We start from the raw sequence: 20,165 nt of genomic DNA, 5'->3' as shown, positions 1-20,165 counted from the left end.
GGACCCCACGCGGCCTTCCGCCGAACCCGCCGTGCGCCCGCTGACCCGCGCCGCCGCGTTCGCGCTCGGCGCCGCCGCGGGCTTCGCCGCGGACGCCCGCTTCGCCGACCCCCGGCGCGGCCACCCGGTGGCCGTCTTCGGCGGTGCGGCGACCCGGCTGGAGCGGCGGGTGTGGCAGGACGACCGGGTGGCCGGCGCCGGGTACACGGCGCTGTGCGTGGGCGCGGTCGCGGCCGGCGCGGTGGCCCTGGAGCGTACGGTGGGCCGGCGTCCGCTGGGCCGGGCCGCGCTGGCGGCCGCCGCGACCTGGACGGTGCTGGGCGGCACCTCGCTGACCCGGGAGGCGCGCACCATCGGCCGGTCGCTGGCCACGGGCGACCTGGCGGCCGCGCGGGAGCGGCTGCCGCACCTGTGCGGGCGGGACCCGAGCGCGCTGGACGGGCCTCAGATCGCCCGCGCGGTGGTCGAGTCGGTGGCCGAGAACACGGCGGACGCCGTGGTGAACGCGCTGGTCTGGGGCACGCTGGCGGGCACCCCGGGACTGCTGGCGTTCCGCGCGGTGAACACGCTGGACGCGATGGTCGGCCACCGCTCGCCGCGGTACGCCCGGTTCGGCTGGGCCTCGGCGCGGCTGGACGACGTGGCGGGCTGGCCGGGCGCCCGGCTGACGGCTCTGCTCACGGTGGCCGCCGCGCCGCAGCCGAAAACGGCCTGGCGGGTCTGGCGGCGGGACGGTTCGGCGCACCCGAGCCCGAACGCGGGCCAGGCGGAGGCGGCCTTCGCGGGCGCGGTGGGCGTCCGGCTGGGCGGGACCCTCCAGTACGGGGAGCGGGTGGAACACCGGCCGGTGCTGGGCGCGGAGTTGCGGCCGGTGACGGTGGACGACATCGAGCGGGCCTGCGTGCTCTCCCGGCGGGTGGGCGCGCTGGCCCTGGGTACGACGGTCGCGGGGCACGTCGCGCTGCGCTTGCTGACGACACGGTGGAGGGGAAGGGCATGAGCAACGCACTGCTGGTCGCCGGGACGACCTCGGACGCGGGCAAGAGCGTGGTGACCGCGGGCATCTGCCGCTGGCTGGCCCGGCAGGGGGTGCGGGTCGCGCCGTTCAAGGCGCAGAACATGTCGCTGAACTCCTTCGTCACCGCCGACGGCGCCGAGATCGGCCGGGCGCAGGCGATGCAGGCGCAGGCGGCCAGGGTGGAGCCGGAGGCGGCGATGAACCCGGTGCTGCTGAAGCCGGGGGCGGACGGCCGCAGCCAGGTGGTGCTGCTGGGCCGGCCGGTCGCCGAGGTGGGCGCGCTGGACTACCGCGAACGCAAGCCCGTCCTGCTGGAACGGTCGCTGGAGTGCCTGGCGGATCTGCGCCGCCGCTACGAGGTGGTGGTCTGCGAGGGCGCCGGTTCGCCCGCCGAGATCAACCTGCGGGACCGGGACATCGCCAACATGGGCCTGGCGACGGCCGCCGGGCTGCCGGTGGTGGTGGTCGGGGACATCGACCGCGGCGGCGTCTTCGCGGCGATGTACGGCACGCTGGCACTGCTGTCGGCGGAGGACCAGCGGCACGTGGCGGGCTGGTTCGTCAACAAGTTCCGCGGCGACGCGCGGCTGCTGGCGCCCGGCCTGGACATGCTGCACGGGCTGACCGGCCGTCCGGTGCTGGGCACCCTGCCGATGCTGCCGGGCCTGTGGCTGGACGCCGAGGACTCGCTGGACCTGTCCACGGTGGTGGACCGGGTGGACGGCCGCGGCCCGCTCGGGGCGGACGTGCTGCGGGTGGCCGTGGTGCGCTTCCCCCGGCTGTCGAACTTCACCGACCTGGACGCGCTGGCGCAGGAGCCCGGCGTGCTGGTGCGCTGGGTGACCCGGCCGGAGGAACTGGCCGACGCCGACCTGGTGGTGCTGCCCGGCACCCGGGCCACCGTGGCCGACCTGGCCTGGCTGCGCGAACGCGGCCTGGAGCCGGCGCTGAAGGCGCGGGCGGCGGCCGGGCTGCCGGTCCTCGGGGTGTGCGGCGGCTACCAGATGCTGGCGCGCGGGATCGAGGACGAGGTGGAGTCCGGGGCCGGCTCGGTCGAGGGCCTGGGCCTGCTGCCGGCGCACGTGCGGTTCGGCGCCGAGAAGGTGCTGGCGCGGCCGGTCGGCACGGCGTACGGGAAGCGGGTCGAGGGGTACGAGATCCACCACGGAGTGGTGGCCGTGGAGGGGGGCGAGCCGTTCTTCTCCGATGACGACGGGCACGGCCTGGACGGCTGCCGGGTCGGCCCGGTGTGGGGCACCACCTGGCACGGCGCGCTGGAGAACGACGGCTTCCGCCGTGAACTCCTGCGCGAGGTCGCCGCGCTGGCGGGCCGGGCGTTCGTGCCGGCGCCGGACACCTCGTTCGCCGAGGCGCGCGAGGCCCGGCTGGACCGGCTGGGCGACCTGATCGAGGAGCACGCGGACACCGACGCGCTGTGGAAGCTGATCGAGGGCGGGGTGCCGGCGGCCGGATCGCTGCCGTTCCTGGCGCCCGGGGCACCTGGGGAGTATGCATGAGTGACGTCCGCTATCCGTTCACCGCGATCGTCGGCATGCCCGACCTGCGGCTCGGACTACTGCTCAACGCGGTCTCGCCGGCCGTGGGCGGCGTGCTGGTGCGCGGCGAGAAGGGCACCGCGAAGTCGACCATGGTGCGCGCGCTGGCCGGCCTGCTGCCGACCCTCGCGGCCGTCGACGGCTGCCGGTTCGCCTGCGACCCGGCCGCTCCGGACCCGCAGTGCCCGGACGGGCCGCACGACCGCCCTTCGGCGTCCGAACGCCCCGCCCAGCTGGTCGAGTTGCCGGTCGGCGTGGCCGAGGACCGGATCGTCGGCTCGCTCGACCTGGAACGGGCGCTCGCCGAGGGCGTCAAGGCGTACGAGCCGGGGCTGCTCGCCAAGGCGCACCGCGGCGTGCTCTACATCGACGAGGTGAACCTGCTCCAGGACCACGTCGTGGACCTGCTGCTGGACGCCGCCGCGATGGGCCGCTCGTACGTCGAGCGCGAGGGCGTGTCGGTGCGGCACGCCGCCCGCTTCCTGCTGGTCGGCACGATGAACCCGGAGGAGGGCGAGCTCCGGCCGCAGCTGCTCGACCGGTTCGGCCTGACCGTCGAGATCGCCGCCACCCGGGACCCGGCCGAGCGCGCCGAGGTGGTCCGCCGCCGGCTCGGCTACGACGCCGACCCGGCCGGCTTCGCCGCGCGGTTCGCCGCGGACGAGCAGGCGCTCGCCGAACGCATCACCGCCGCGCGGGAGTTGCTGCCCAAGGTGGAGCTGACGGATGTGGCACTGCGTCAGATCACCGCCGTGTGCGCCGCGTTCGAGGTGGACGGGCTGCGCGCCGACATCGTGATGGCCCGCACCGCCGTCGCGCTCGCCGCCTGGGACGGGCGGACCGAGGTGCTGGAGGAGGACGTCCGCAAGGCCGCCCAGCTGGCGCTGCCGCACCGGCGCCGCCGCAACCCCTTCGACGCGCCGGGGCTGGACGAGGAACAGCTCGACCGGACGCTGGAGGAGCACGCGCAGCCGCAGGAGACCTCGGAGTCGTCGGAGCCATCGGAGCCCGAGGAGCCCGGGGGCTCGGGAGAGGCTGAGGGCGACGGCGAGGGCGACGGCCCCGAGGACGACGGTCCGGGCCCGGACGGCGGCCCCGGCGGCGGCCCGGACGGCGGCGGGGCCCCCGAGCCCGCCTCTGGTCCGGAGGCATCGGCCGCCGAGCCGGACGAGCCGCTCCAGCAGCCCGTACCGGCCCAACACCCCGCCCCCGCACGGGAGTCGGCGCCGGCCGCAGCCGGCGACCCGTACCGGACCAAGCTGTTCACCGTGCAGGGCACCGGCCACGGCGCCCAGGGCCGCCGCTCCCCCGCCGAGACCACCGGCGGGCACACCGTGCGCGCCCGGCGCCCCCGGGGTGCGCTCAGCCGGCTGCACCTGACCGCCACCTTGCAGGCCGCCGCACCGCACCAGGCGGCACGCGGGCGGACCGGCCGGGCGCTGGTGCTGCGCAAGGACGACTTCCGCGAACAGGTCCGCCAGGGGCGGGAGTCCAACCTGGTGCTGTTCGTCGTCGACGCCTCCGGCTCGATGGCCGCCCGGCAGCGGATGACCGCCGTCAAGGGCGCCGTGCTGTCCCTGCTGATGGACGCCTACCAGCGGCGCGACAAGATCGGCATGATCACCTTCCGAGGCGCGGACGCCGAACTGGCGCTGCCGCCGACGTCGTCCGTGGAGGTCGGCGCGGCCCGGCTGGAGTCGCTGCCCACCGGCGGTCGCACCCCGCTGGCCGCCGGCCTGCTGCGCGCGCACGAGGTGCTGCGGGTGGAGCGGCTGCGCGACCCGAGCCGCCGCCCGCTGCTGGTCGTGGTGACCGACGGCCGGGCCACCGGCGGGCGGGACGCGCTCGCCCGGTCGCAGCGCGCGGCCGCGCTGTTCGCCGCGCAGGGCACCGCCAGCGTGGTGCTGGACTGCGAGTCCGGCCCCGTCCGACTCGGCCTCGCCCGCACCCTGGCCGGGCTGCTCGGCGGCACCGCCGTCAGCCTGGACGAGCTGCGCCCCGAGGGCGTCGCCTCGCTCGTCCGCGAGAACCGGCAGGACAGCCGGCGCGAGAACCGTCGCGAGAACCGTGCCACCACCATGCGAAAGGCGGCCTGAGCCGACATGCCCAAGGGTGTCCCCGAGAGCGTCCCCGACGACGGCCTGACGACCCGTCAGCGTCGCACGCAGCCGATCACCGCCGTGCACACCGGCCCCGGCAAGGGCAAGTCCACGGCCGCGTTCGGCATGGCGCTGCGGGCCTGGAACCAGGGCTGGCCCGTCGGGGTGTTCCAGTTCGTGAAGTCCGCCAAGTGGAAGGTCGGCGAGGAGAACGCGCTGCGCGTGCTAGGCGCCTCCGGCGAGGGCGGGACGGTCGACTGGCACAAGATGGGCTCCGGCTGGTCGTGGATCCAGCGCTCCAGCGAGATGGAGATGGACAGCGAGGCCGCCGCCAAGGAGGGCTGGGAACAGGTCAAGCGCGACCTGGCGGCCGAGACCTACCGCTTCTACGTGCTGGACGAGTTCACCTACCCGATGCACTGGGGCTGGGTCGACCCGGAGGAGGTCGTGTCGGTGCTCAAGGACCGCCCCGGCAGCCAGCACGTCGTCGTCACCGGCCGGTACGCGCCCGAGCCGCTGACCGAATTCGCCGACCTGGTCACCGAGATGACCAAGGTCAAGCACCCCATGGACGCCGGCCGCAAGGGCCAGCGCGGTATCGAGTGGTAGACCGTTGAGCACTGCCGGCAGGCCGTTGGCCGCCATCCCCCGCCTCGTCATCGCCGCGCCCTCCTCGGGCGCCGGCAAGACCACCGTCGCCACCGGCCTGATCGCGGCGCTCACCGCGCGCGGGCTGGCGGTGTCCCCGCACAAGGTCGGCCCCGACTACATCGACCCGGGCTACCACGCGCTCGCCGCCGGGCGCCCGGGCCGCAACCTGGACGCCTTCCTGTGCGGCCCGGAGCGGATCGCCCCGCTCTTCCTGCACGGCGCGACGGGGGCGGACGTCGCGGTGGTCGAGGGGGTCATGGGCCTGTTCGACGGGGCCTCCGGGCGGGGGGAGCTGGCCTCCACCGCGCACGTCGCCAAGCTGCTGCGGGCGCCCGTGGTCCTGGTGGTGGACGGCTCCTCGCAGTCCCGGTCGGTGGCCGCGCTGGTGCACGGCTTCGCCTCCTGGGACCCGGAGGTGCGCCTCGCCGGGGTGATCCTCAACCGGGTCGCCTCCGACCGGCACGAGCACCTCCTGCGCGAGGCCCTGGAGGAGGGCTCGGGCGTGCCCGTGCTGGGCGCGCTGCGCCGCTCCACGGCGGTCGCCACGCCGTCCCGCCACCTCGGGCTGATCCCGGCCGTGGAGCGCTCGGCGGAGGCCCTGCGCGCCGTCGCCGACATGGGTGAACTCGTCGCCGCCTCGGTCGGCTTGGACGCCCTGCTCGAACTCGCCCGGACAGCCCCGGAGTTGACCGCCGAACCGTGGAACCCGTCGGCCGAGGTCGACCCGGTGGCCGGCACACCGCGGATCGCGGTGGCGGGCGGCGCCGCGTTCTCCTTCTCGTACGCCGAGAACGCCGAACTCCTCACCGCCGCGGGCGCCGAGGTCGTCCCCTTCGACCCGCTGCACGCCTCGGCGCTGCCCGACGGCACGGCCGGCCTGGTGATCGGCGGCGGCTTCCCCGAACTGTACGTCCGGGAGCTGAGCGGCAACACGGCGCTGCGCGGGGCCATCGCGGCGTTCGCCGCCGGCGGCGGCCCGATCGCCGCCGAATGCGCCGGACTCCTCTACCTGGGGCGCGAGTTGGACGGCCTGCCGATGTGCGGCGTGCTGGACACCGGCGCCCGGATGACCGAACGGCTCACCCTCGGCTACCGGGAGGCCGTCGCCCTGCACGACTCCCCGCTCGCCCGGACCGGCACCCGGGTGCGCGGCCACGAGTTCCACCGGACGGTCTGCGAACCGGGCGCGGGCGAACACCCCGCCTGGGGCTGGCGCCTGCCCACCGGCCCCCGCACCGAGGGCTTCGCGGGCAGCCACGTCCACGCCTCCTACCTGCACCTGCACTGGGCCGGAGCCCCGTCCCTGGCCACCTCCCTCACCTCCGCCGCAGCCACCTACCAGGCGACCCCGGGGAACCCCGCGTCACCGTGACCCCCCTCGGGCCCTGCCCGTCTCAGGACGGGCCGTTGCCGAAGGTGCCGGTCAGGGGGTCGGGGCGGTCGGGGCGGTCGGCGCGGTGGCAGGTGGCGCAGCGGAGGCGGGTGTAGATCGCCACCGGGCCCATGAAGACGTCCTCGCGGCCGTCCGCCGGGGAGGCGGAGGCGGCCGGCCCGCCGCAGTCCAGGCAGGCGCGGCGGGGGCGGGCGGCGATGGAGCAGGCGCGGCAGACCAGGTGGGTCGGGTGCTCGGCGTGGACGACCACGGGCTGGGGGCCGCCGTTGAGCAGGTGGACGCACCACGTGCAGGACTCGTCCGCCTGCGCCGCCAGCATCCGGGCCCTGGTCTCCTGCTGCCACCTGGCGGCCTTCTGCACCGGGACCGTCACCGGCGGCCCCCACCCGGCGGCACTGAGCCACTGGGCGCCCTCCGCCCCTGCCGCCCGCAGCTGGTCGTCGACGGCGATGTCCCTGGGGGTCTTGTCCTTCATGGGCTCCTCCTCCGGTGCGGTTCCCGCCGGGTTAACGCCACCGGGGAGGCCACGGACACGCGAACTGCCCGACCACTACGGCCGTCTGCCGCTGCCGCCCGCGCACGTCCGTACCGACCGTCACCGCGGGGCCGCCCCGGCCCCCCAACGTACGCCGAAGCGCCGGACCGCGCGGCGGTTCAGGCGCAGACGCCGGGCGCGCGCTCAGCCGGTGGCGCGGATGTAGATGTCGGCGGCGCCGGGGGCGGCGCCGGGGATGGTGGCGACGTAGATGCGGCGGGTGGTCTGGGGGTGGCCGGGGGGCGGGGTGGGGGTGAGGGAGGGGGTCGGGGTCGGGGTCGGGGGGAGGGTGACGGAGGGGGTCGGGGTCGGGGTCGGGGGGAGGGTGACGGAGGGGGTGGGCTCGGGGGTTTCGTCGTCGAGGTCCGGGGTGGGGTCGGCGTCGGCGTCCGGTTCGGCGTCGGGGTCGGCGGCCTGGAGGCCAGGGGGTGCCGCGGGTGCCGGGGGCGCCGGGTCCGCGGTGGTGGCGTCGGGGGTGGGTGACGGGGTGGAGGTGGGCTCAGGGTCCGGGAGGAGTTCGGGGGCCTCGGCCGGGCCGTCGCCGCCGAGGGCGGCGGTGAGGTCGGCCGGGAGGGGTGCGGTGGGGCCGGGGGCCGGGAGGTCGTAGGCGCGGAGGAAGTCGCCGAGGCCGACGTCCTTGCCCGCGACGCGGTAGTGCAGGTAGGCGATGGGGGCGCCGTCGGGGGTGTGGGTGTAGACGGCGCCGACGGGGACGTAGGAGCGGCCGACGCCGGGGTGCTGGGAGGGGTGGAGGCCGGCGAGGAGTTCGGCGCGGTCGCGGTCGGTCTCGCGGCCGACGCGGCCGGCGGTGAGCGAGTTGACGCCGCGCACCACGAGGGCGGCCGCGACGGACACGCAGAGGACCAGTCCGACGGCGACGGTGCGCCGCAGGACGGGTCGGCCGTGCAGGGCCGGCCAGGAGTCGGTGACCGCGCGCTCGGGCGGGATGCCGTCCACGATTGTCGTTCCCCCGTTCGATCAGGACGTCATTGTGCTCGACGAGGGACCGTAGCCGAGAGTTCCTCAGCCCAGGTAGGCGGGGGCGACCGCGGCCTGGGTGACCCGCCGGGGGGCGCCGCCGCCGTCGGCGGGGACGGTCCACAGGTCGGCGCCGTAGTCGCCGGGCAGAGCGTAGAGGAGGGTACCGCTGTCCGACCAGACGGCCTGGTCGTCGATGTTGCGCTGTTCGGCGGTGGCCGTCTCGGTCATGGTGGCGAGGTCGAGGACGTACAGGCGCCAGGGGGCGTCGGGGGACAGGCCCGGGACGCGCTTCTTGTACGCGATGCGGGTGCCGTCCGGGGAGAGCGAGGGGCACTCGACGTTCTCGTGCAGGGTGGTGAGGGTGTGGGCGGCGAGGTCGCCGCGGACGAGGTGGGTGTGGCCGCCGGTGGCGAGGGTCGCGTAGAAGGTGTTGTCGTCGGCGAAGGTCACGCCCCAGATGTTGATGTCGTGGGCCTGGTAGGGGTGGCCGTCCTTGATCACGTCGAAGGTCTCCAGGTTGTCCCGGAGGTTCCAGTCGCGGACGTCGACGATGGAGGTGCGGGTGGAGAAGTCGGTGCCCGCGTAGGAGTCGCCGCTGACGAAGACCGTCCAGGCGGCGAGGTGCCCGGACGGGGAGACCCGGGAGCGGGTGGGGATGCCGGCCGCCGGGTAGGAGCGCCGTTCGCGCAGGTGGTCGTCGAGGACGACGGCGCGGTAGGTGTCCTCCAGGGCGCCGTGCTGGGCCTGGAGGCAGATGCCGGTGCCGGCGGCGGCGTAGAAGCGCAGGCACTGGACGCCGGAGGCGGTGCGCGGACCGTCCGGGCGGTCGGCGGGGACGGCGGTGAGTTCGTCGCGGTGCGGGCCCCAGGCCATGTTGCGGAAGACCAGTTTCCGCCCCTCGGAGGGCTTCTGCAGGGTGACGGCGCCCTCGGTGACGGCGGGGCCGCCGGGCTGGGCCTGGTCGCGCCGGGCGGTGCGGTCGGCGGCGTGGAGGACGGCCCCGGTGCCGACGGCGCCGAGCAGCAGGACGGCGACCAGGAGGATGATCACCCTGGTCCGGTTCTGGAGTCGGTTCACGGGCTCTCCTCGACGGTGGTGGTGGCGGGTTCACGCAGGACGGCGGCCGCGCCGAGCACGCAGAGCGCGAGCGCCCCCGCCGACCAGCCCAGCGCGCCGGTGCCGCCGACCGCGCTCCACAGCGCGCCGAACAGCAGCGAGCAGGCGAACCGGGCGAGCGCCTGCCCGGTGCCGACCAGGGCCAGCCCGGCGCCGCGCTGCCCGGCCGGGACGGCGTCGGCCGCGGCGGCGGCGAGCACGCCGTCGGTGGCCGCGTAGAAGGCGCCGTGCAGCACGAGGACGCAGACGGCCACCGCCGGGCCGCCGGCCGGCGAGAGCAGCAGCCCGTACGCGAGCAGCAGCAGCACGTGCCCGCCGAGGAAGAGCCGGCGGCGGCCGATCCGGTCGGCGAGGGCGCCGAGCGGGACGGCGAGCAGCAGGAAGGCGGCGGCGGTGCCCAGCGGCAGCAGCGGGAACAGGTCGACGGAGAGGCCGAGCCGGCGCTGGACGAGGAGGTAGAGGAAGGAGTCGCTGACGGTGGTGAGTCCGAGCAGGACGGCGCAGAGCGTGAGCCGTCGCAGCCCGGGCAGCCGCAGCAGGGTGAGGCTTTCGCGCAGCGTGGGAGCAGTAGTTGACGGTTCGTCAGTCGACGGCCGGTTCGGCACGAACAGCAGCAGGACCAGCACGCCGAGGGCGGCGACGCACGCGCTGACCGTGAACACCGCGTTGTAGCCGTGCCGTTCTCCCCCGTCGGCGAGCATCGGCCCGCCCGCCAGGCGCAGCACGAGGAAGGCGGTGAGCGGGCCGAGCAGGGCCCCGGCGGTGTCCATCGCCCGGTGCACGCCGAACGCCCGTCCGCGGTGGGCGGGTTCGGTGGAGAGCGAGATCATCGCGTCCCGGGGCGCGGTGCGCAGGCCCTTGCCGGTGCGGTCGACGGCGATCACGGCGCCGATCAGCGGCACGGTGTGGACGAGCAGCAGCAGCGGTTTGCAGAGCGCGGACAGGCCGTAGCCGACGGCCGCGACGGCCTTGTGGCGGGCGGCGCCGTCACGGCCGCGGCGGTCGGCGAGGTGGCCCCCGGCGAGGCGCACGAGCGCGCTGAACCCGTTCTGGATGCCGTCCAGCAGTCCGAACCCGAGCGGGGAGAGGCCGAGGCCGGTGAGCAGGTAGAGCGGCAGGACGGCGGTGACCATCTCGGAGGAGATGTCGGTGACCAGGCTGACGGCGCCGAGGGCGAGCACCGTCCCGGGTACGGCGCGCAGGGCGGCGCCCCGCCGCCCCGGCGGCTCCGTTGCGGAGGCCGGGGCGGCGGGGGCCTTGGAGCTGCGGGAGTCCGCGACGTACACGGGCGTCAGTTCCAGATGCCGGTGATGTCGGTGGCGTTGGCGGCGTTGCCCGCGTGGGTGGTCAGCCCGGCGAGGTCCTCCAGGGTGCGCAGCACGTTGTAGTGGTTGTAGGTGGTGCCGGTGCTGCTGCCGGGGGTGACGTGGGCGCCGTAGACGACGGTCGGGATGCGGTTGCCGGCGAGGCGGTTGTCCTCGTCGAAGGTGACCACGAGCAGGCTGTTGTGGCTCTTGGCCCAGTCCGCGTAGGCGGCGAGGTTGGTCTGCAGCCAGGTGTCACCGGTGCCGACGGAACAGTCGTGCATGTCGTTGCACAGGTCCGGGATGACGAAGGAGACCTTGGGCAGGGTGGTGTAGTCGGTCGGGAAGGCGTCCATGCCGTAGGCGCTGGAGGCGGGCACGTTGCCGAAGCCGAACCACGGGTTGTGCTTCTGCGCGTAGTTGTCGACGCGGCAGTCGGTGGCGCCCTGGGCGGGCAGGCCCTCGTTGTAGCTGGCCCAGGTCCGGCCGGCGGCGAGCAGTTCGGAGCCCAGGTTGGGCTGCTGGAGGGCGCCGACGTCGACGCAGCTGTCGTCGGTGACGCCCTGCGCGCTGCCGGAGAACAGCATGTAGTAGTTGGGCTGGCTGGGGTGGGTGAGCGCGAAGGACTGGGTGAGCACGGCACCGCCGGCGACCAGCGTGTTGTTGATGTACGGCGCGCTGGAGCTGCTGCCGATGACCTGCGAGTAGGCGTGGTTCTCCATCATCACGACGATCACGTGGTCGGGCGAGGGCAGCCCGCCCGTGGTGTCGGCGGCCGCGCTGCCGCCGGCGGCCCACAGGCCGAGCGAGCCGCCGACGAGGCCGAGCCCGGCGGCGAGGGTGGTGAGGGGTCGGCGGAGCGGGCGGCGGGAGGGGCGGCGGGGGGACGTGGTTCCGGGGGTGCGGAGTCGTGCGAAGGCCATCGGGTCCTCCGTGCGTCGGGGCTGCCTGGTTGGAGCGCCGAGAACAGTAGGATCGCGCCGTGTCGTGTACCGCACAAGACAAGTGAAGAACAGACGAACAGCTGCCACCCGTCGGCGGTCCACGTCACAGCCGCCCCGATTGACCCGTTCCGACCGGGCGTGGTGGGATCACGGGGGCCCTTGTGGCGGGATCGCGGATGCTCGTGCGCGGGGATCGCGGGGCTTTGGGTGAAGGAGCGGGACGTGATCGGACTGGTCGCCCTCAACGGGACGGGCCGCCTGCTGGCCGACGAGATCCACGCCGCCTGGCCCGAGACCACCCGCGTCCACACCGCGGTGGTCAGTGCCTGCTTCGGTCCGGCCGAGGCCCTGGACTACGCCCTCGGCTGGGACGACCTGGTGGTCTGCCTCGCGCCGGTCGCGGCCACCGTGCGGCTGTTGATCGACGGCTCGCACCTGCGCCCCGGCGGGCCCGGCCTGGTCAGCCTGGACCTGAACCTGCGCTACGCCGTCCCGCTGACCGGGCGCGACAGCGGCGCCGACGAGCTGGCCGAGGAACTCGCCGCCCTGCTCGGTGTCCGGGCCGTCCTGTCCAGCGGCCCTCCCCCGGCCACCGCCCCGCCCTTCGCGCACCTGGCCGGGCACGCGTCGACGTCCACCCGCGGGCCGCGCGGCTCGGCGGCCGCGCAGGCGCTCGCCGAGGGCCGACCGGTCCGGCTGGAGAGCGACCTGGCGTACCCGCTGCCCGCCCTGCCGTCCTCCGCCCGTCCCGACGCGCCCGCCGACGCCCCCGTCCTGAGGGTCACCGACCGCACCCACCCCGAGGAGGACGTGCTCCTCGTGCACCCGCGAACCCTGGTCGTCGGGGTCGGCGCGGGCGGCGGCGCCACGGACTCCGAGCTGATGCGGCTGATCACGGACACCCTGGCCGAACACGGCCTGGCCCGGGCCTCGATCGCCCGGCTGGCGACGGTGGCCGGCAAGGCGGACCACCCGGAGGTGCGCTGGGCCGCGTTCTGCCTCGGCGGGGTGCCGGTGGACGAGCACCCGGCGGCGGCCCTGGCCGCGGTGGCGGTGCCGAACCCGTCGGACCTGGTCGGCGCCGCCGTCGGCACCGCGAGCGTCGCCGAGGCGGCCGCCCTGGCGAGCGCCCCGGGCGGCGAACTCGTCGCCACCAAACGGAAGTCCGCCGCGGCGACGGTCGCGATCGCCCGGGCGGCGGTCCGCGGACGCCTCACCGTCGTCGGGCTCGGGCCCGGCGCGCACGACCTGCTGGTACCGCGCGCGCTGGCGGAACTGCGGCGCGCGTCGGCGGTCGTGGGCGCGCCGGGCGCGGTCGAGGCGGTCGCCGAGCTGCTGCGGCCCGGGACCAGGCGGATCGCGACGGACGACGGCGCCGGGGCGGCCGTTGACCCGGCTGTTGACCTGGCCGCCGACGCGGCCGTTGACCTGGCCGCCGACCTGGCCGCGCACGGGCACGCCGTCGCACTGGTCGCCCTCGGCGACGGCGCGGCGCTGAGCGTGCCGCCGGGCCCGTACGACATCCACCGCGTCCCGGGGCTGCCCCTGCATCCGCTCGCCCCCGATGTGCCCGCCCACCCGCAAGGAGACCCCGCGTGACCGCCCCCGAACCCGACCTGCGCCACCACGGCGACGCCGAGGTGCGCGCCGACGGGTCCGGCCTGGTCGACCTCGCCGTCAACGTCCGCACCGGCACACCCCCGGCCTGGCTGCGCGACCGGCTCGCGGCCACCCTCGGTGACCTCGCCGCCTACCCCGACCAGGGCGCCGCCCGCGCCGCGGTGGCCGCCCGGCACCGGCGGCCGGCCGACGAGGTGCTGCTCACCTCGGGGGCGGCGGAGGCCTTCGTCCTGCTGGCCCGTGTCCTGACGGCACGTCACATCGTCGTCGTGCACCCACAGTTCACCGAACCGGAGGCGGCCCTGCGGGACGCCGGACACCAGGTGCACCGGGTGCTGCTGTCCCCCGAGGACGGGTTCCGGCTGGGGGCCGTCCCGGAGGAGGCCGACCTGGTCGTCCTCGGCAACCCCACCAACCCGACCTCCGTCCTGCACCCCGCCGACGCCGTCGCCGCACTCGCCCGCCCCGGACGCACCCTGGTGGTCGACGAGGCGTTCATGGACACCGTGCCCGGCGAACGCGAGTCCCTCGCCCCGGTCCGGGACCTGCCCGGCCAGGTCGTCGTCCTGCGCAGCCTCACCAAGACCTGGGGCCTGGCCGGGCTGCGGATCGGCTACGTCCTCGGGCCCGCGCCACTGATCGCCGCACTCGGCGCCGCCCAGCCGCTCTGGCCGGTCTCCACCCCCGCGCTGGCCGCCGCCGAGGCGTGCAGCGGCCCGGCCGCGCTGGCCGAGGCGGAGGCAGCCGCCGCCGAACTGGCCTTGTGGCGGACGTACTTGCTGAAGGGCCTGGCCGCCTTCCCGACTCTTCGGGTGTACGGCGAGCCGGCCGCGTCCTTCGTCCTGGTACGGCTGCCGGAGGCGGCGGCCGTCCGGGAGCGGCTGCGCGGGCGCGGCTTCGCCGTCCGGCGCGGGGACACCTTCCCGGGGCTGGGCGAGGAGTGGCTGCGGATCGCCGTCCGGGACGAGGCCACCACCGACCGCTTCCTGGACGCCCTCGCCGCCGTCCTCGGCCCAGCCTGACCCCCGCCACCGTCCCCGCCCCGACCCCGCCTGACCGCCGCCCCGACCCCGCCTCAGTCCAGCCTGATCGCATCCCCCACCGCGACCCGGCCGGGCACCAGCACCTGCGCGTACACCCCCGCGCAGGGCAGCGCGGGCATGCCCTCCAACGGGACCAGGCGGTTCCGCTCGGCCGGGACGCGCAGGGCGGACGTGCTCCGGGGCAGCGGGCCGTGCCGCAGGGTCGGGACGGCGCAGCGCGGCGTGGGCACCACGACGCGCAGCCGCAGCACCGGCCCGATCGCCAACTCCCGCCCCACCCAGGCGTTCTCGACGTATCCCTCGCCCTCGGTGCGGATCACCAGGTTCGGCCGGTAGCGCTCCGCCTCGGCGCCGGTCGCGGCCAGCGTCGAGGTGGTGACCAGGTGCAGCGGGGCGAAGTCGAAGAAGCCGCCGTCCGGCGCGGCCCGGCCCAACTCGTTGACGGTGACGTCGACTTCGGCCTCGATTCCGTGCGCCAGCACCTCCTCCGGCACGGCCCGCTCGATCGTCGCCCCGGGCGGGCGCTCGGCGATCAGGGCGACCTTGCGGCCGAGCGCCGCCGACAGCTCCTCCTCGTCCACGCACCGCCCGTCCGGTCCGGTGATCACCACGCCGCCCGCCGTGGTCGCCGCCGTGTAACCGAGCAGGCCCGCCCACAGCCGCGGGTTCTTGGCGCTGGCGACCTTCCCGGTGTCGAGGTCGAGCAGCGCGCGGCCGCGGTCCCGCTCCAGGCCGCGCCCGTCCACCCCGACCGCCGCCAGCTCCTCCCCCAGCAGCGACTTCACCGGGTAGCGCCGCAGCCGTTCGACCGTCCCGATCCTCATGCCGCGACCGCCCATTCGCGCAGGGCCGCGAAGTCGGCGGCCAGCAGGCCGATTCGGGGGTTGACGTGGAACGTGAGTGCCGGGGCGGGGTGGTGGGCGGCTATCCAGGCGGTGTCCTGCGGGCCCAGTTCGTCGTCCACCCAGGCGAACGGGCGGCCGTCCGCCCAGGCGACCACGTCCCGGGTCTTCCAGTGCAGGCCGTCCGGGTCCTCCCCGAACAGGTCCGTCCACTGGATGTAGGGGAGTTCGGGCAGTCCGAGGTTCGGGCCGATGTGGGTGTTCGCCTCGCCCATCCAGCCGGTGGCCCACACCAGTTCGTACGGCAGGCCGAGCAGTTCCGGCCCGTGCGCCGGGTTCAGCCACACCCGCAGCGGCTTCGCCCGCGCGTGGGAGTAGTGCGCCTGCCGGTCCGCCCACCAGGTCGGGAGCAGGCGGTGGGTGTCGTACCCCTCCGGCCGCCGGGTCGTCGGCGCGGCGTAGGGGTTGAGCGGTCCGTCCACGTCGAGGAGGAGCAGGGGCAGCGTCATGCCGTGAATTCTCCGGCCGCCCCGGCGGATTGACCAGCGGTTTGCGGGTTCACGGCCGGTGCCACAGGTTGCGGGCGGCCAGCAGCGGCAGCACGCCCTCGCCGAACCAGTACGCCTCCTCCAGGTGCGGCATGCCCGACAGCACGAACTCGTCGATCCCCAGCTCGTGGTACTCGGTGATCAGGTCCGCGACCTCCCGGTGGCTGCCCACCAGGGCCGTCCCGGCGCCGCCGCGCAGCAGGCCGATCCCGGCCCACAGCCCCGGGTACACCTCCAGCCGCTCGGCCGATCCGCCGTGCAGCGCGAGCATCCGCCGCTGGCCCTCCGACTCGCTCTCGGCGAGCGCCCGCTGGGTCCGGCGCACGTGCCCCGGATCCATTCCGGCGAGCAGCCGCTCGGTCTCCGCCCAGGCCTGCGCGGCGGTGTCCCGGGTGATCACGTGCAGCCGGATCCCGAACCGCACCACCCGCCCGCGGGCGGCGGCGAGTTCGCGGATCCAGCGGACCTTCTCCCGCACCTGGGCGGGCGGTTCGCCCCAGGTCAGGTAGACGTCCGCGGACTGCGCCGCGACCTCGCCGGCCGCCGGGGACGAGCCGCCGAAGTACACCGTCGGCACCGGCTCCGGCAGCCGGTTCAGCCGGGCCCGCTCGACCCGCAGATGGGGCCCGTGGTGGTCGACCGTCCCGCCCGCCCACAGCCGCCGGACGATGTCCAGGAACTCCCCGGTCCGCGCGTACCGGGCCTCCTTGTCCAGGAAGTCCCCGTAGGCGCGCTGCTCGGCGGACTCCCCGCCGGTCACCACGTTCAGCAGCAGCCTTCCGCCGGACTGCCGTTGGTACGTCGCGGCCATCTGCGCGGCCAGCGTCGGGCTGATCTGCCCGGGCCGGAACGCCACCAGGTACTTCAGCCGCTCCGTCACCTGCGTCAGCATCGCCGTCGTCAGCCAGGCGTCCTCGCACCACGCCCCGGTCGGCGTCAGCACCCCCTCGAACCCCAACTGCTCCGCGCTGCGGGCGACCTGCCCCAGGTACCCCAGGCTCGGCGGCCGGTCCGCCCCCGCCACCCCCGGCGTGGACCCGTGACCACCCCCGACGATCTGCCGGCTGTCACCGTTGGTGGGAAGGAACCAGTGGAACACGAGCGACATGAACGGACACACTCCTACGCCGGGTTGCCTGCGGGATGAGGACGGAGACACTCACCGGCAACACGCGGCCGCGCACACCCGCACCAGGTCCACGTGCAGACGTCGCACGAGGACACGGCGGGCGGAAGCGGTCATGCGAGCGATTATGCCCGACGACGACGGCCGCCGGCCCTCCCTCGTACGGGAGGACCGGCGGCCGGTGCGGAGCGGGGGCGGATCAGACCTGGCCGGCCTTCTCCAGGGCCTCGCAGCAGGTGTTGATCATGAGGCGGGTGACGACGTACGGGTCGATGTTGGCGTTCGGGCGACGGTCCTCGATGTAGCCCTTCTGCTCCACCTCGACCTGCCACGGGATGCGGACCGAGGCGCCGCGGTTGGAGACGCCGTAGCTGTAGACGTTCCACGGGGCGGTCTCGTGCTTGCCGGTCAGGCGGGACTGGATGTCGTCGCCGTACTGGCTGACGTGCTCCAGCACCTTGTCCTGGGAGGCGCCGAGGGACTCGCAGGCGGTGATGATGGCGTCGTAGCCCTCGCGCATCGCCTTGGTGGAGAAGTTGGTGTGCGCGCCCGCGCCGTTCCAGTCGCCCCTGACCGGCTTGGCGTCCAGGGTGGCGTCGATGCCGAACTCCTCGGCGGTGCGGTACAGCAGGTAGCGGGCGATCCACAGGTCGTCCGAGACGGTCAGCGAGGAGACCGGGCCGATCTGGAACTCCCACTGGCCGGGCATGACCTCGGCGTTGATGCCGCAGATCGCCAGGCCGGCGTCGATGCAGCGGTCCAGGTGCAGCTCGACGATCTCGCGGCCGAAGACCTCCTCGGCGCCGATGCCGCAGTAGTAGCCGCCCTGCGGGGCCGGGAAGCCGCCCTCCGGGAAGCCGAGCGGGCGGGAGCCCTTGAAGAAGGTGTACTCCTGCTCGATGCCGAAGATCGACTCCTGGGCCGCGTACTTCTCGTCGACCTCGCGCAGCAGGGCGCGGGTGTTGGACTTGTGCGGGGTGCCGTCGGTCTCCAGCACCTCGCACAGGACGAGGATGTTGTCACCGCCGCGGATCGGGTCCGGCACGACCTTCACCGGGTCCAGCACGCGGTCCGAGGCGTGGCCCTCCGCCTGGTTGGTCGAGGAGCCGTCGAAACCCCAGGTCGGGATCTTGTCCGCGTTGGGCAGGACCCGAGTCTTGGAACGGAGCTTCGCGGTCGGCTTGGTGCCGTCGATCCAGATGTACTCGGCCTTGATTGCCACGGCGGTGTACCTCGCATTGCTGGGTGGTGGGTGCCCGCGTAGCGTCGCAAGCCGCCGTTTCCCGGTTGTTCCTCTCGTGTAACGCGGATGTGAACCAACCCTCCGTGATGGCACGGTGACGGTGCGGGAGTGCCAGGGCGACACCCGGAGTGGCGGGGTGGCACCCGGGGTGCCGAGGTGGCACCCCGGGTGGCGCTCCCGCACCGCGAGGGGCCGGGGCTCAGTGCCGGCGGGCGTGCGCGGCCCGGCGGCGCCGGGTGGCCCACAGGGCGCCGGCCCCGCCGGCGACGAGGGCGGCGGCCCCGGCGGCCAGCGGGCCGGTGGCGCTGCTGCCGCCGGTCGCGGCGAGGCCGGCGGCCGGCTTCTCCGACGGGCCGGGCTTCTCGGTGGCGGCCTGCGGGACGACGGCGCGGGTGGTGGTGTCCGCGACCGGCTGGGCGGTGGCGGCGGTGCCGGTCGGCGCGGGCGACGTCGGGGCCTGGGTCGGGGTCGCGACGGCAGCCGGCGCGGAGGGCTTCTCGCAGCTCACCGAGGCCACGGTGATCTTGCCGGTGACCTTGGCGACGTTCAGGTTCAGCGGGTTCACCTCCACCTGGACCTCCAGGGCGGAGGCGGCGGCGGTGGTCGAGGTGGTGCTCTTCTTGGAGAGCTCCACCGACACGCTGCCGATCAGCGGCACGTCCACCTTGGTCGGCCCGTACAGGCCGATGGTGACGGGCTTGCCGAGCACCGTCAGCCTGGCGGGCGCGACGACGTCGGCGGTCGGCTGCCCGTCGACGGGGCAGGTCGCCTCGGCGCTCATCGCCTCCAGGCCGATCAGCGTGGTGGCGGGCAGGCCTGGGGCGTGCACGTCGGCGTTGACCAGCTTGACGGAGGCGGCGGTGCCCTTGGCGTCGATGCGGGTCACGGCCGTGCCGATGTCGGCCTTGACCAGGGTGACCGGGCCCTGCTGGTCGACGCCGTCGACCTTGGCGGTGAGGAGCGAGCCCTCGCGCTGGGCCGGCGTCTCCACCTTGTTGAGCGCGAGGTCGACCGGGACGTCGACCGCCTTGTTCAACAGGCTGACGTCCAGGGCGAGTTCGGCGGTGACGGCGCGCGCCTTGCCGGGCGAGGCGGCGGACGACGGAGAGGGCGACGCGGTGGCCGCCGGGGCGGCGTACGCGGGCGGGACGGTGAGCAGCGTGCAGGCCGCGACCACGGCGGCGGCGGAAGCGGTTCGGCGGACGGAACGGGCGGAGCCGGTGGAACGAGAAGACATGGCGGTACCCCCACAGGTGCTGTTGATCCGGAGCGCGCCCAGACGTCACCCGCGACAGGCGGGGAGGGGCCGGCGTTCCGAACGGTGAGCCGCCAGTCTTCTCGAACAGTCCGTCACAGGAGTCACACAGAACGTCATTTCACTCGTTGGAGTGAGATTGACGTCTGCTACTGACTCCGGTCTGCTACGGCAGCCGCCAGTCCACCGGCTGCGCCCCCTGCCGCGCCAGCAGCTCGTTCGCCCGGCTGAACGGCCGCGAGCCGAAGAAGCCGCCGCTCGCCGAGTACGGGCTCGGGTGCGCCGACTCGATCGCCGGGACGTCCCCGAGCAGCGGCCGCAGGTTGCGGGCGTCGCGCCCCCACAGGATCGCCACCAGCGGGCCGCCGCGCGCCACCAGCGCCCGGATCGCCTGCTCGGTGACCTCCTCCCAGCCCTTGCCCCGGTGCGCGGCGGGCTTGCGCGGCGCGGTGGTCAGCGCGCGGTTGAGCAGCAGGACGCCCTGCCGCGTCCACGGGGTGAGGTCGCCGTTGGACGGCTGGGGCAGGCCGAGGTCGCTGCCGTACTCCTGGAAGATGTTGATCAGGCTGGCCGGGATCGGCCGGGTCTCCGGCGCCACCGAGAAGCTGAGCCCGACGGCGTGGCCAGGCGTCGGGTACGGGTCCTGGCCGACGATCAGCACCCGCACGTCGGCGAAGGGCTGCTGGAAGGCCCGCAGCACGTTCGGCCCGGACGGCAGGTAGGTACGGCCGGCGGCCAGTTCGGCGCGCAGGAAGTCGCCCATGGCGGCGACCCGCCCGCCGACGGGCTCCAGGGCGGTGGCCCAACCGGGCTCGACGATCTCGTTCAGTGGACGCGGTGCCATGGTGGCCACCCTATCGGCCTACACCGACAGCGCGTTCAGCGGATGAT

18 protein-coding genes are annotated in these 20,165 nt (G+C 75.1%); 7 read left to right on the top strand and 11 right to left on the bottom strand.

What is annotated here, in order from left to right; all coding sequences use genetic code 11:
- Nucleotides 1-31 precede the first annotated feature (31 nt).
- The 5 genes from ACIO9K_RS30275 to ACIO9K_RS30255 are packed head-to-tail and all read left to right on the top strand — an operon-like array spanning nt 32 to nt 6,696.
- Entirely contained in the window at nt 32-1,000 is a 969-nt protein-coding gene (locus ACIO9K_RS30275; RefSeq protein ID WP_363618585.1) for a cobalamin biosynthesis protein, read from the top strand.
- Nucleotides 997-2,535, top strand: a complete 1,539-nt coding sequence (locus tag ACIO9K_RS30270; protein ID WP_400334724.1) for a cobyric acid synthase — start codon at nt 997-999, stop codon at nt 2,533-2,535. Before ACIO9K_RS30275 ends, ACIO9K_RS30270 begins: the two co-directional genes overlap by 4 nt.
- Complete coding sequence (locus ACIO9K_RS30265) at nt 2,532-4,670, top strand: putative cobaltochelatase (RefSeq protein ID WP_400334722.1); 2,139 nt, start codon at nt 2,532-2,534, stop codon at nt 4,668-4,670. The genes ACIO9K_RS30270 and ACIO9K_RS30265 overlap by 4 nt, the downstream gene beginning before the upstream one ends.
- Nucleotides 4,671-4,676: 6 nt before the next feature.
- Complete coding sequence (cobO, locus tag ACIO9K_RS30260; protein ID WP_363580571.1) at nt 4,677-5,282, top strand: cob(I)yrinic acid a,c-diamide adenosyltransferase; 606 nt, start codon at nt 4,677-4,679, stop codon at nt 5,280-5,282.
- Nucleotides 5,283-5,286: 4 nt separating this feature from the next.
- Nucleotides 5,287-6,696 carry a cobyrinate a,c-diamide synthase gene (locus ACIO9K_RS30255; RefSeq protein WP_400334720.1) on the top strand — a complete coding sequence of 470 codons (1,410 nt, stop codon included), beginning with the start codon at nt 5,287-5,289 and terminating at the stop codon, nt 6,694-6,696.
- 22 nt (nt 6,697-6,718) lie between these two features.
- Here ACIO9K_RS30255 and ACIO9K_RS30250 read toward each other — a convergent pair whose 3' ends face one another.
- The 5 genes from ACIO9K_RS30250 to ACIO9K_RS30230 form a co-directional block, all read right to left on the bottom strand.
- Entirely contained in the window at nt 6,719-7,192 is a 474-nt protein-coding gene (locus ACIO9K_RS30250; protein WP_363618593.1) for a hypothetical protein, read from the bottom strand.
- Nucleotides 7,193-7,396: 204 nt separating this feature from the next.
- The gene (locus ACIO9K_RS30245) at nt 7,397-8,209 is read right to left on the bottom strand and encodes a hypothetical protein (RefSeq protein WP_400334718.1); all 813 of its coding nucleotides are present in this window, start codon (nt 8,207-8,209) and stop codon (nt 7,397-7,399) included.
- A 66-nt stretch (nt 8,210-8,275) separates the two neighbouring features.
- The gene (locus tag ACIO9K_RS30240) at nt 8,276-9,310 is read right to left on the bottom strand and encodes a TolB family protein (RefSeq protein ID WP_400334716.1); all 1,035 of its coding nucleotides are present in this window, start codon (nt 9,308-9,310) and stop codon (nt 8,276-8,278) included.
- Nucleotides 9,307-10,635: an MFS transporter gene (locus ACIO9K_RS30235; protein WP_400334714.1), complete on the bottom strand. Its 1,329-nt coding sequence runs from the start codon at nt 10,633-10,635 to the stop codon at nt 9,307-9,309. The genes ACIO9K_RS30240 and ACIO9K_RS30235 overlap by 4 nt, the downstream gene beginning before the upstream one ends.
- A gap of 5 nt (nt 10,636-10,640) precedes the next feature.
- Nucleotides 10,641-11,576: an alkaline phosphatase family protein gene (locus tag ACIO9K_RS30230; RefSeq protein WP_400334712.1), complete on the bottom strand. Its 936-nt coding sequence runs from the start codon at nt 11,574-11,576 to the stop codon at nt 10,641-10,643.
- Between the two features lie 243 nt (nt 11,577-11,819).
- On the opposite strand from ACIO9K_RS30230, the gene ACIO9K_RS30225 reads away from it, so the two are divergent.
- Both ACIO9K_RS30225 and cobC read left to right on the top strand, forming a co-directional pair.
- Nucleotides 11,820-13,196, top strand: a complete 1,377-nt coding sequence (locus ACIO9K_RS30225) for a cobalamin biosynthesis protein (RefSeq protein WP_400334710.1) — start codon at nt 11,820-11,822, stop codon at nt 13,194-13,196.
- Entirely contained in the window at nt 13,193-14,239 is a 1,047-nt protein-coding gene (gene cobC / locus ACIO9K_RS30220) for an Rv2231c family pyridoxal phosphate-dependent protein CobC (RefSeq protein WP_400334708.1), read from the top strand. Before ACIO9K_RS30225 ends, cobC begins: the two co-directional genes overlap by 4 nt.
- A gap of 53 nt (nt 14,240-14,292) precedes the next feature.
- Here the strand turns inward: cobC and ACIO9K_RS30215 are convergent, their stop codons facing one another.
- The 6 genes from ACIO9K_RS30215 to ACIO9K_RS30190 form a co-directional block, all read right to left on the bottom strand.
- Nucleotides 14,293-15,084, bottom strand: a complete 792-nt coding sequence (locus ACIO9K_RS30215; RefSeq protein ID WP_363618607.1) for an MOSC domain-containing protein — start codon at nt 15,082-15,084, stop codon at nt 14,293-14,295.
- Entirely contained in the window at nt 15,081-15,611 is a 531-nt protein-coding gene (locus ACIO9K_RS30210) for a hypothetical protein (protein WP_363618609.1), read from the bottom strand. Before ACIO9K_RS30210 ends, ACIO9K_RS30215 begins: the two co-directional genes overlap by 4 nt.
- 49 nt (nt 15,612-15,660) lie before the next feature.
- Nucleotides 15,661-16,758, bottom strand: a complete 1,098-nt coding sequence (locus ACIO9K_RS30205) for an LLM class flavin-dependent oxidoreductase (RefSeq protein WP_400334705.1) — start codon at nt 16,756-16,758, stop codon at nt 15,661-15,663.
- 217 nt (nt 16,759-16,975) lie between these two features.
- Nucleotides 16,976-17,998 carry a glutamine synthetase gene (gene glnII / locus ACIO9K_RS30200; RefSeq protein WP_363618613.1) on the bottom strand — a complete coding sequence of 341 codons (1,023 nt, stop codon included), beginning with the start codon at nt 17,996-17,998 and terminating at the stop codon, nt 16,976-16,978.
- Between the two features lie 220 nt (nt 17,999-18,218).
- Nucleotides 18,219-19,256 carry an SCO1860 family LAETG-anchored protein gene (locus ACIO9K_RS30195; protein ID WP_400334703.1) on the bottom strand — a complete coding sequence of 346 codons (1,038 nt, stop codon included), beginning with the start codon at nt 19,254-19,256 and terminating at the stop codon, nt 18,219-18,221.
- 184 nt (nt 19,257-19,440) lie between these two features.
- Nucleotides 19,441-20,118, bottom strand: coding sequence for a uracil-DNA glycosylase (locus ACIO9K_RS30190; protein ID WP_363580545.1), 678 nt, complete (start codon nt 20,116-20,118; stop codon nt 19,441-19,443).
- Nucleotides 20,119-20,165 lie beyond the last annotated feature (47 nt).

Origin of the sequence: Kitasatospora sp. NPDC087271 (assembly GCF_044744605.1) — a bacterium.
Taxonomy (GTDB): domain Bacteria; phylum Actinomycetota; class Actinomycetes; order Streptomycetales; family Streptomycetaceae; genus Kitasatospora.
Note: the sequence above shows the minus strand (reverse complement) of the source record. Positions and strands in the feature narration are given on the sequence as shown.

What these genes read in the sequence shown, in the direction of transcription:
- ACIO9K_RS30270 (WP_400334724.1), top strand. Translation starts at nt 997, where the DNA reads ATGAGCAACGCACTGCTGGTCGCCGGGACGACCTCGGACGCGGGCAAG.
- ACIO9K_RS30265 (WP_400334722.1), top strand. Translation starts at nt 2,532, where the DNA reads ATGAGTGACGTCCGCTATCCGTTCACCGCGATCGTCGGCATGCCCGAC.
- cobO (WP_363580571.1), top strand. Translation starts at nt 4,677, where the DNA reads ATGCCCAAGGGTGTCCCCGAGAGCGTCCCCGACGACGGCCTGACGACC.
- ACIO9K_RS30250 (WP_363618593.1), bottom strand. Translation starts at nt 7,192, where the DNA reads ATGAAGGACAAGACCCCCAGGGACATCGCCGTCGACGACCAGCTGCGG.
- ACIO9K_RS30230 (WP_400334712.1), bottom strand. Translation starts at nt 11,576, where the DNA reads ATGGCCTTCGCACGACTCCGCACCCCCGGAACCACGTCCCCCCGCCGC.
- ACIO9K_RS30215 (WP_363618607.1), bottom strand. Translation starts at nt 15,084, where the DNA reads ATGAGGATCGGGACGGTCGAACGGCTGCGGCGCTACCCGGTGAAGTCG.
- ACIO9K_RS30210 (WP_363618609.1), bottom strand. Translation starts at nt 15,611, where the DNA reads ATGACGCTGCCCCTGCTCCTCCTCGACGTGGACGGACCGCTCAACCCC.
- ACIO9K_RS30205 (WP_400334705.1), bottom strand. Translation starts at nt 16,758, where the DNA reads ATGTCGCTCGTGTTCCACTGGTTCCTTCCCACCAACGGTGACAGCCGG.
- ACIO9K_RS30195 (WP_400334703.1), bottom strand. Translation starts at nt 19,256, where the DNA reads ATGTCTTCTCGTTCCACCGGCTCCGCCCGTTCCGTCCGCCGAACCGCT.
- ACIO9K_RS30190 (WP_363580545.1), bottom strand. Translation starts at nt 20,118, where the DNA reads ATGGCACCGCGTCCACTGAACGAGATCGTCGAGCCCGGTTGGGCCACC.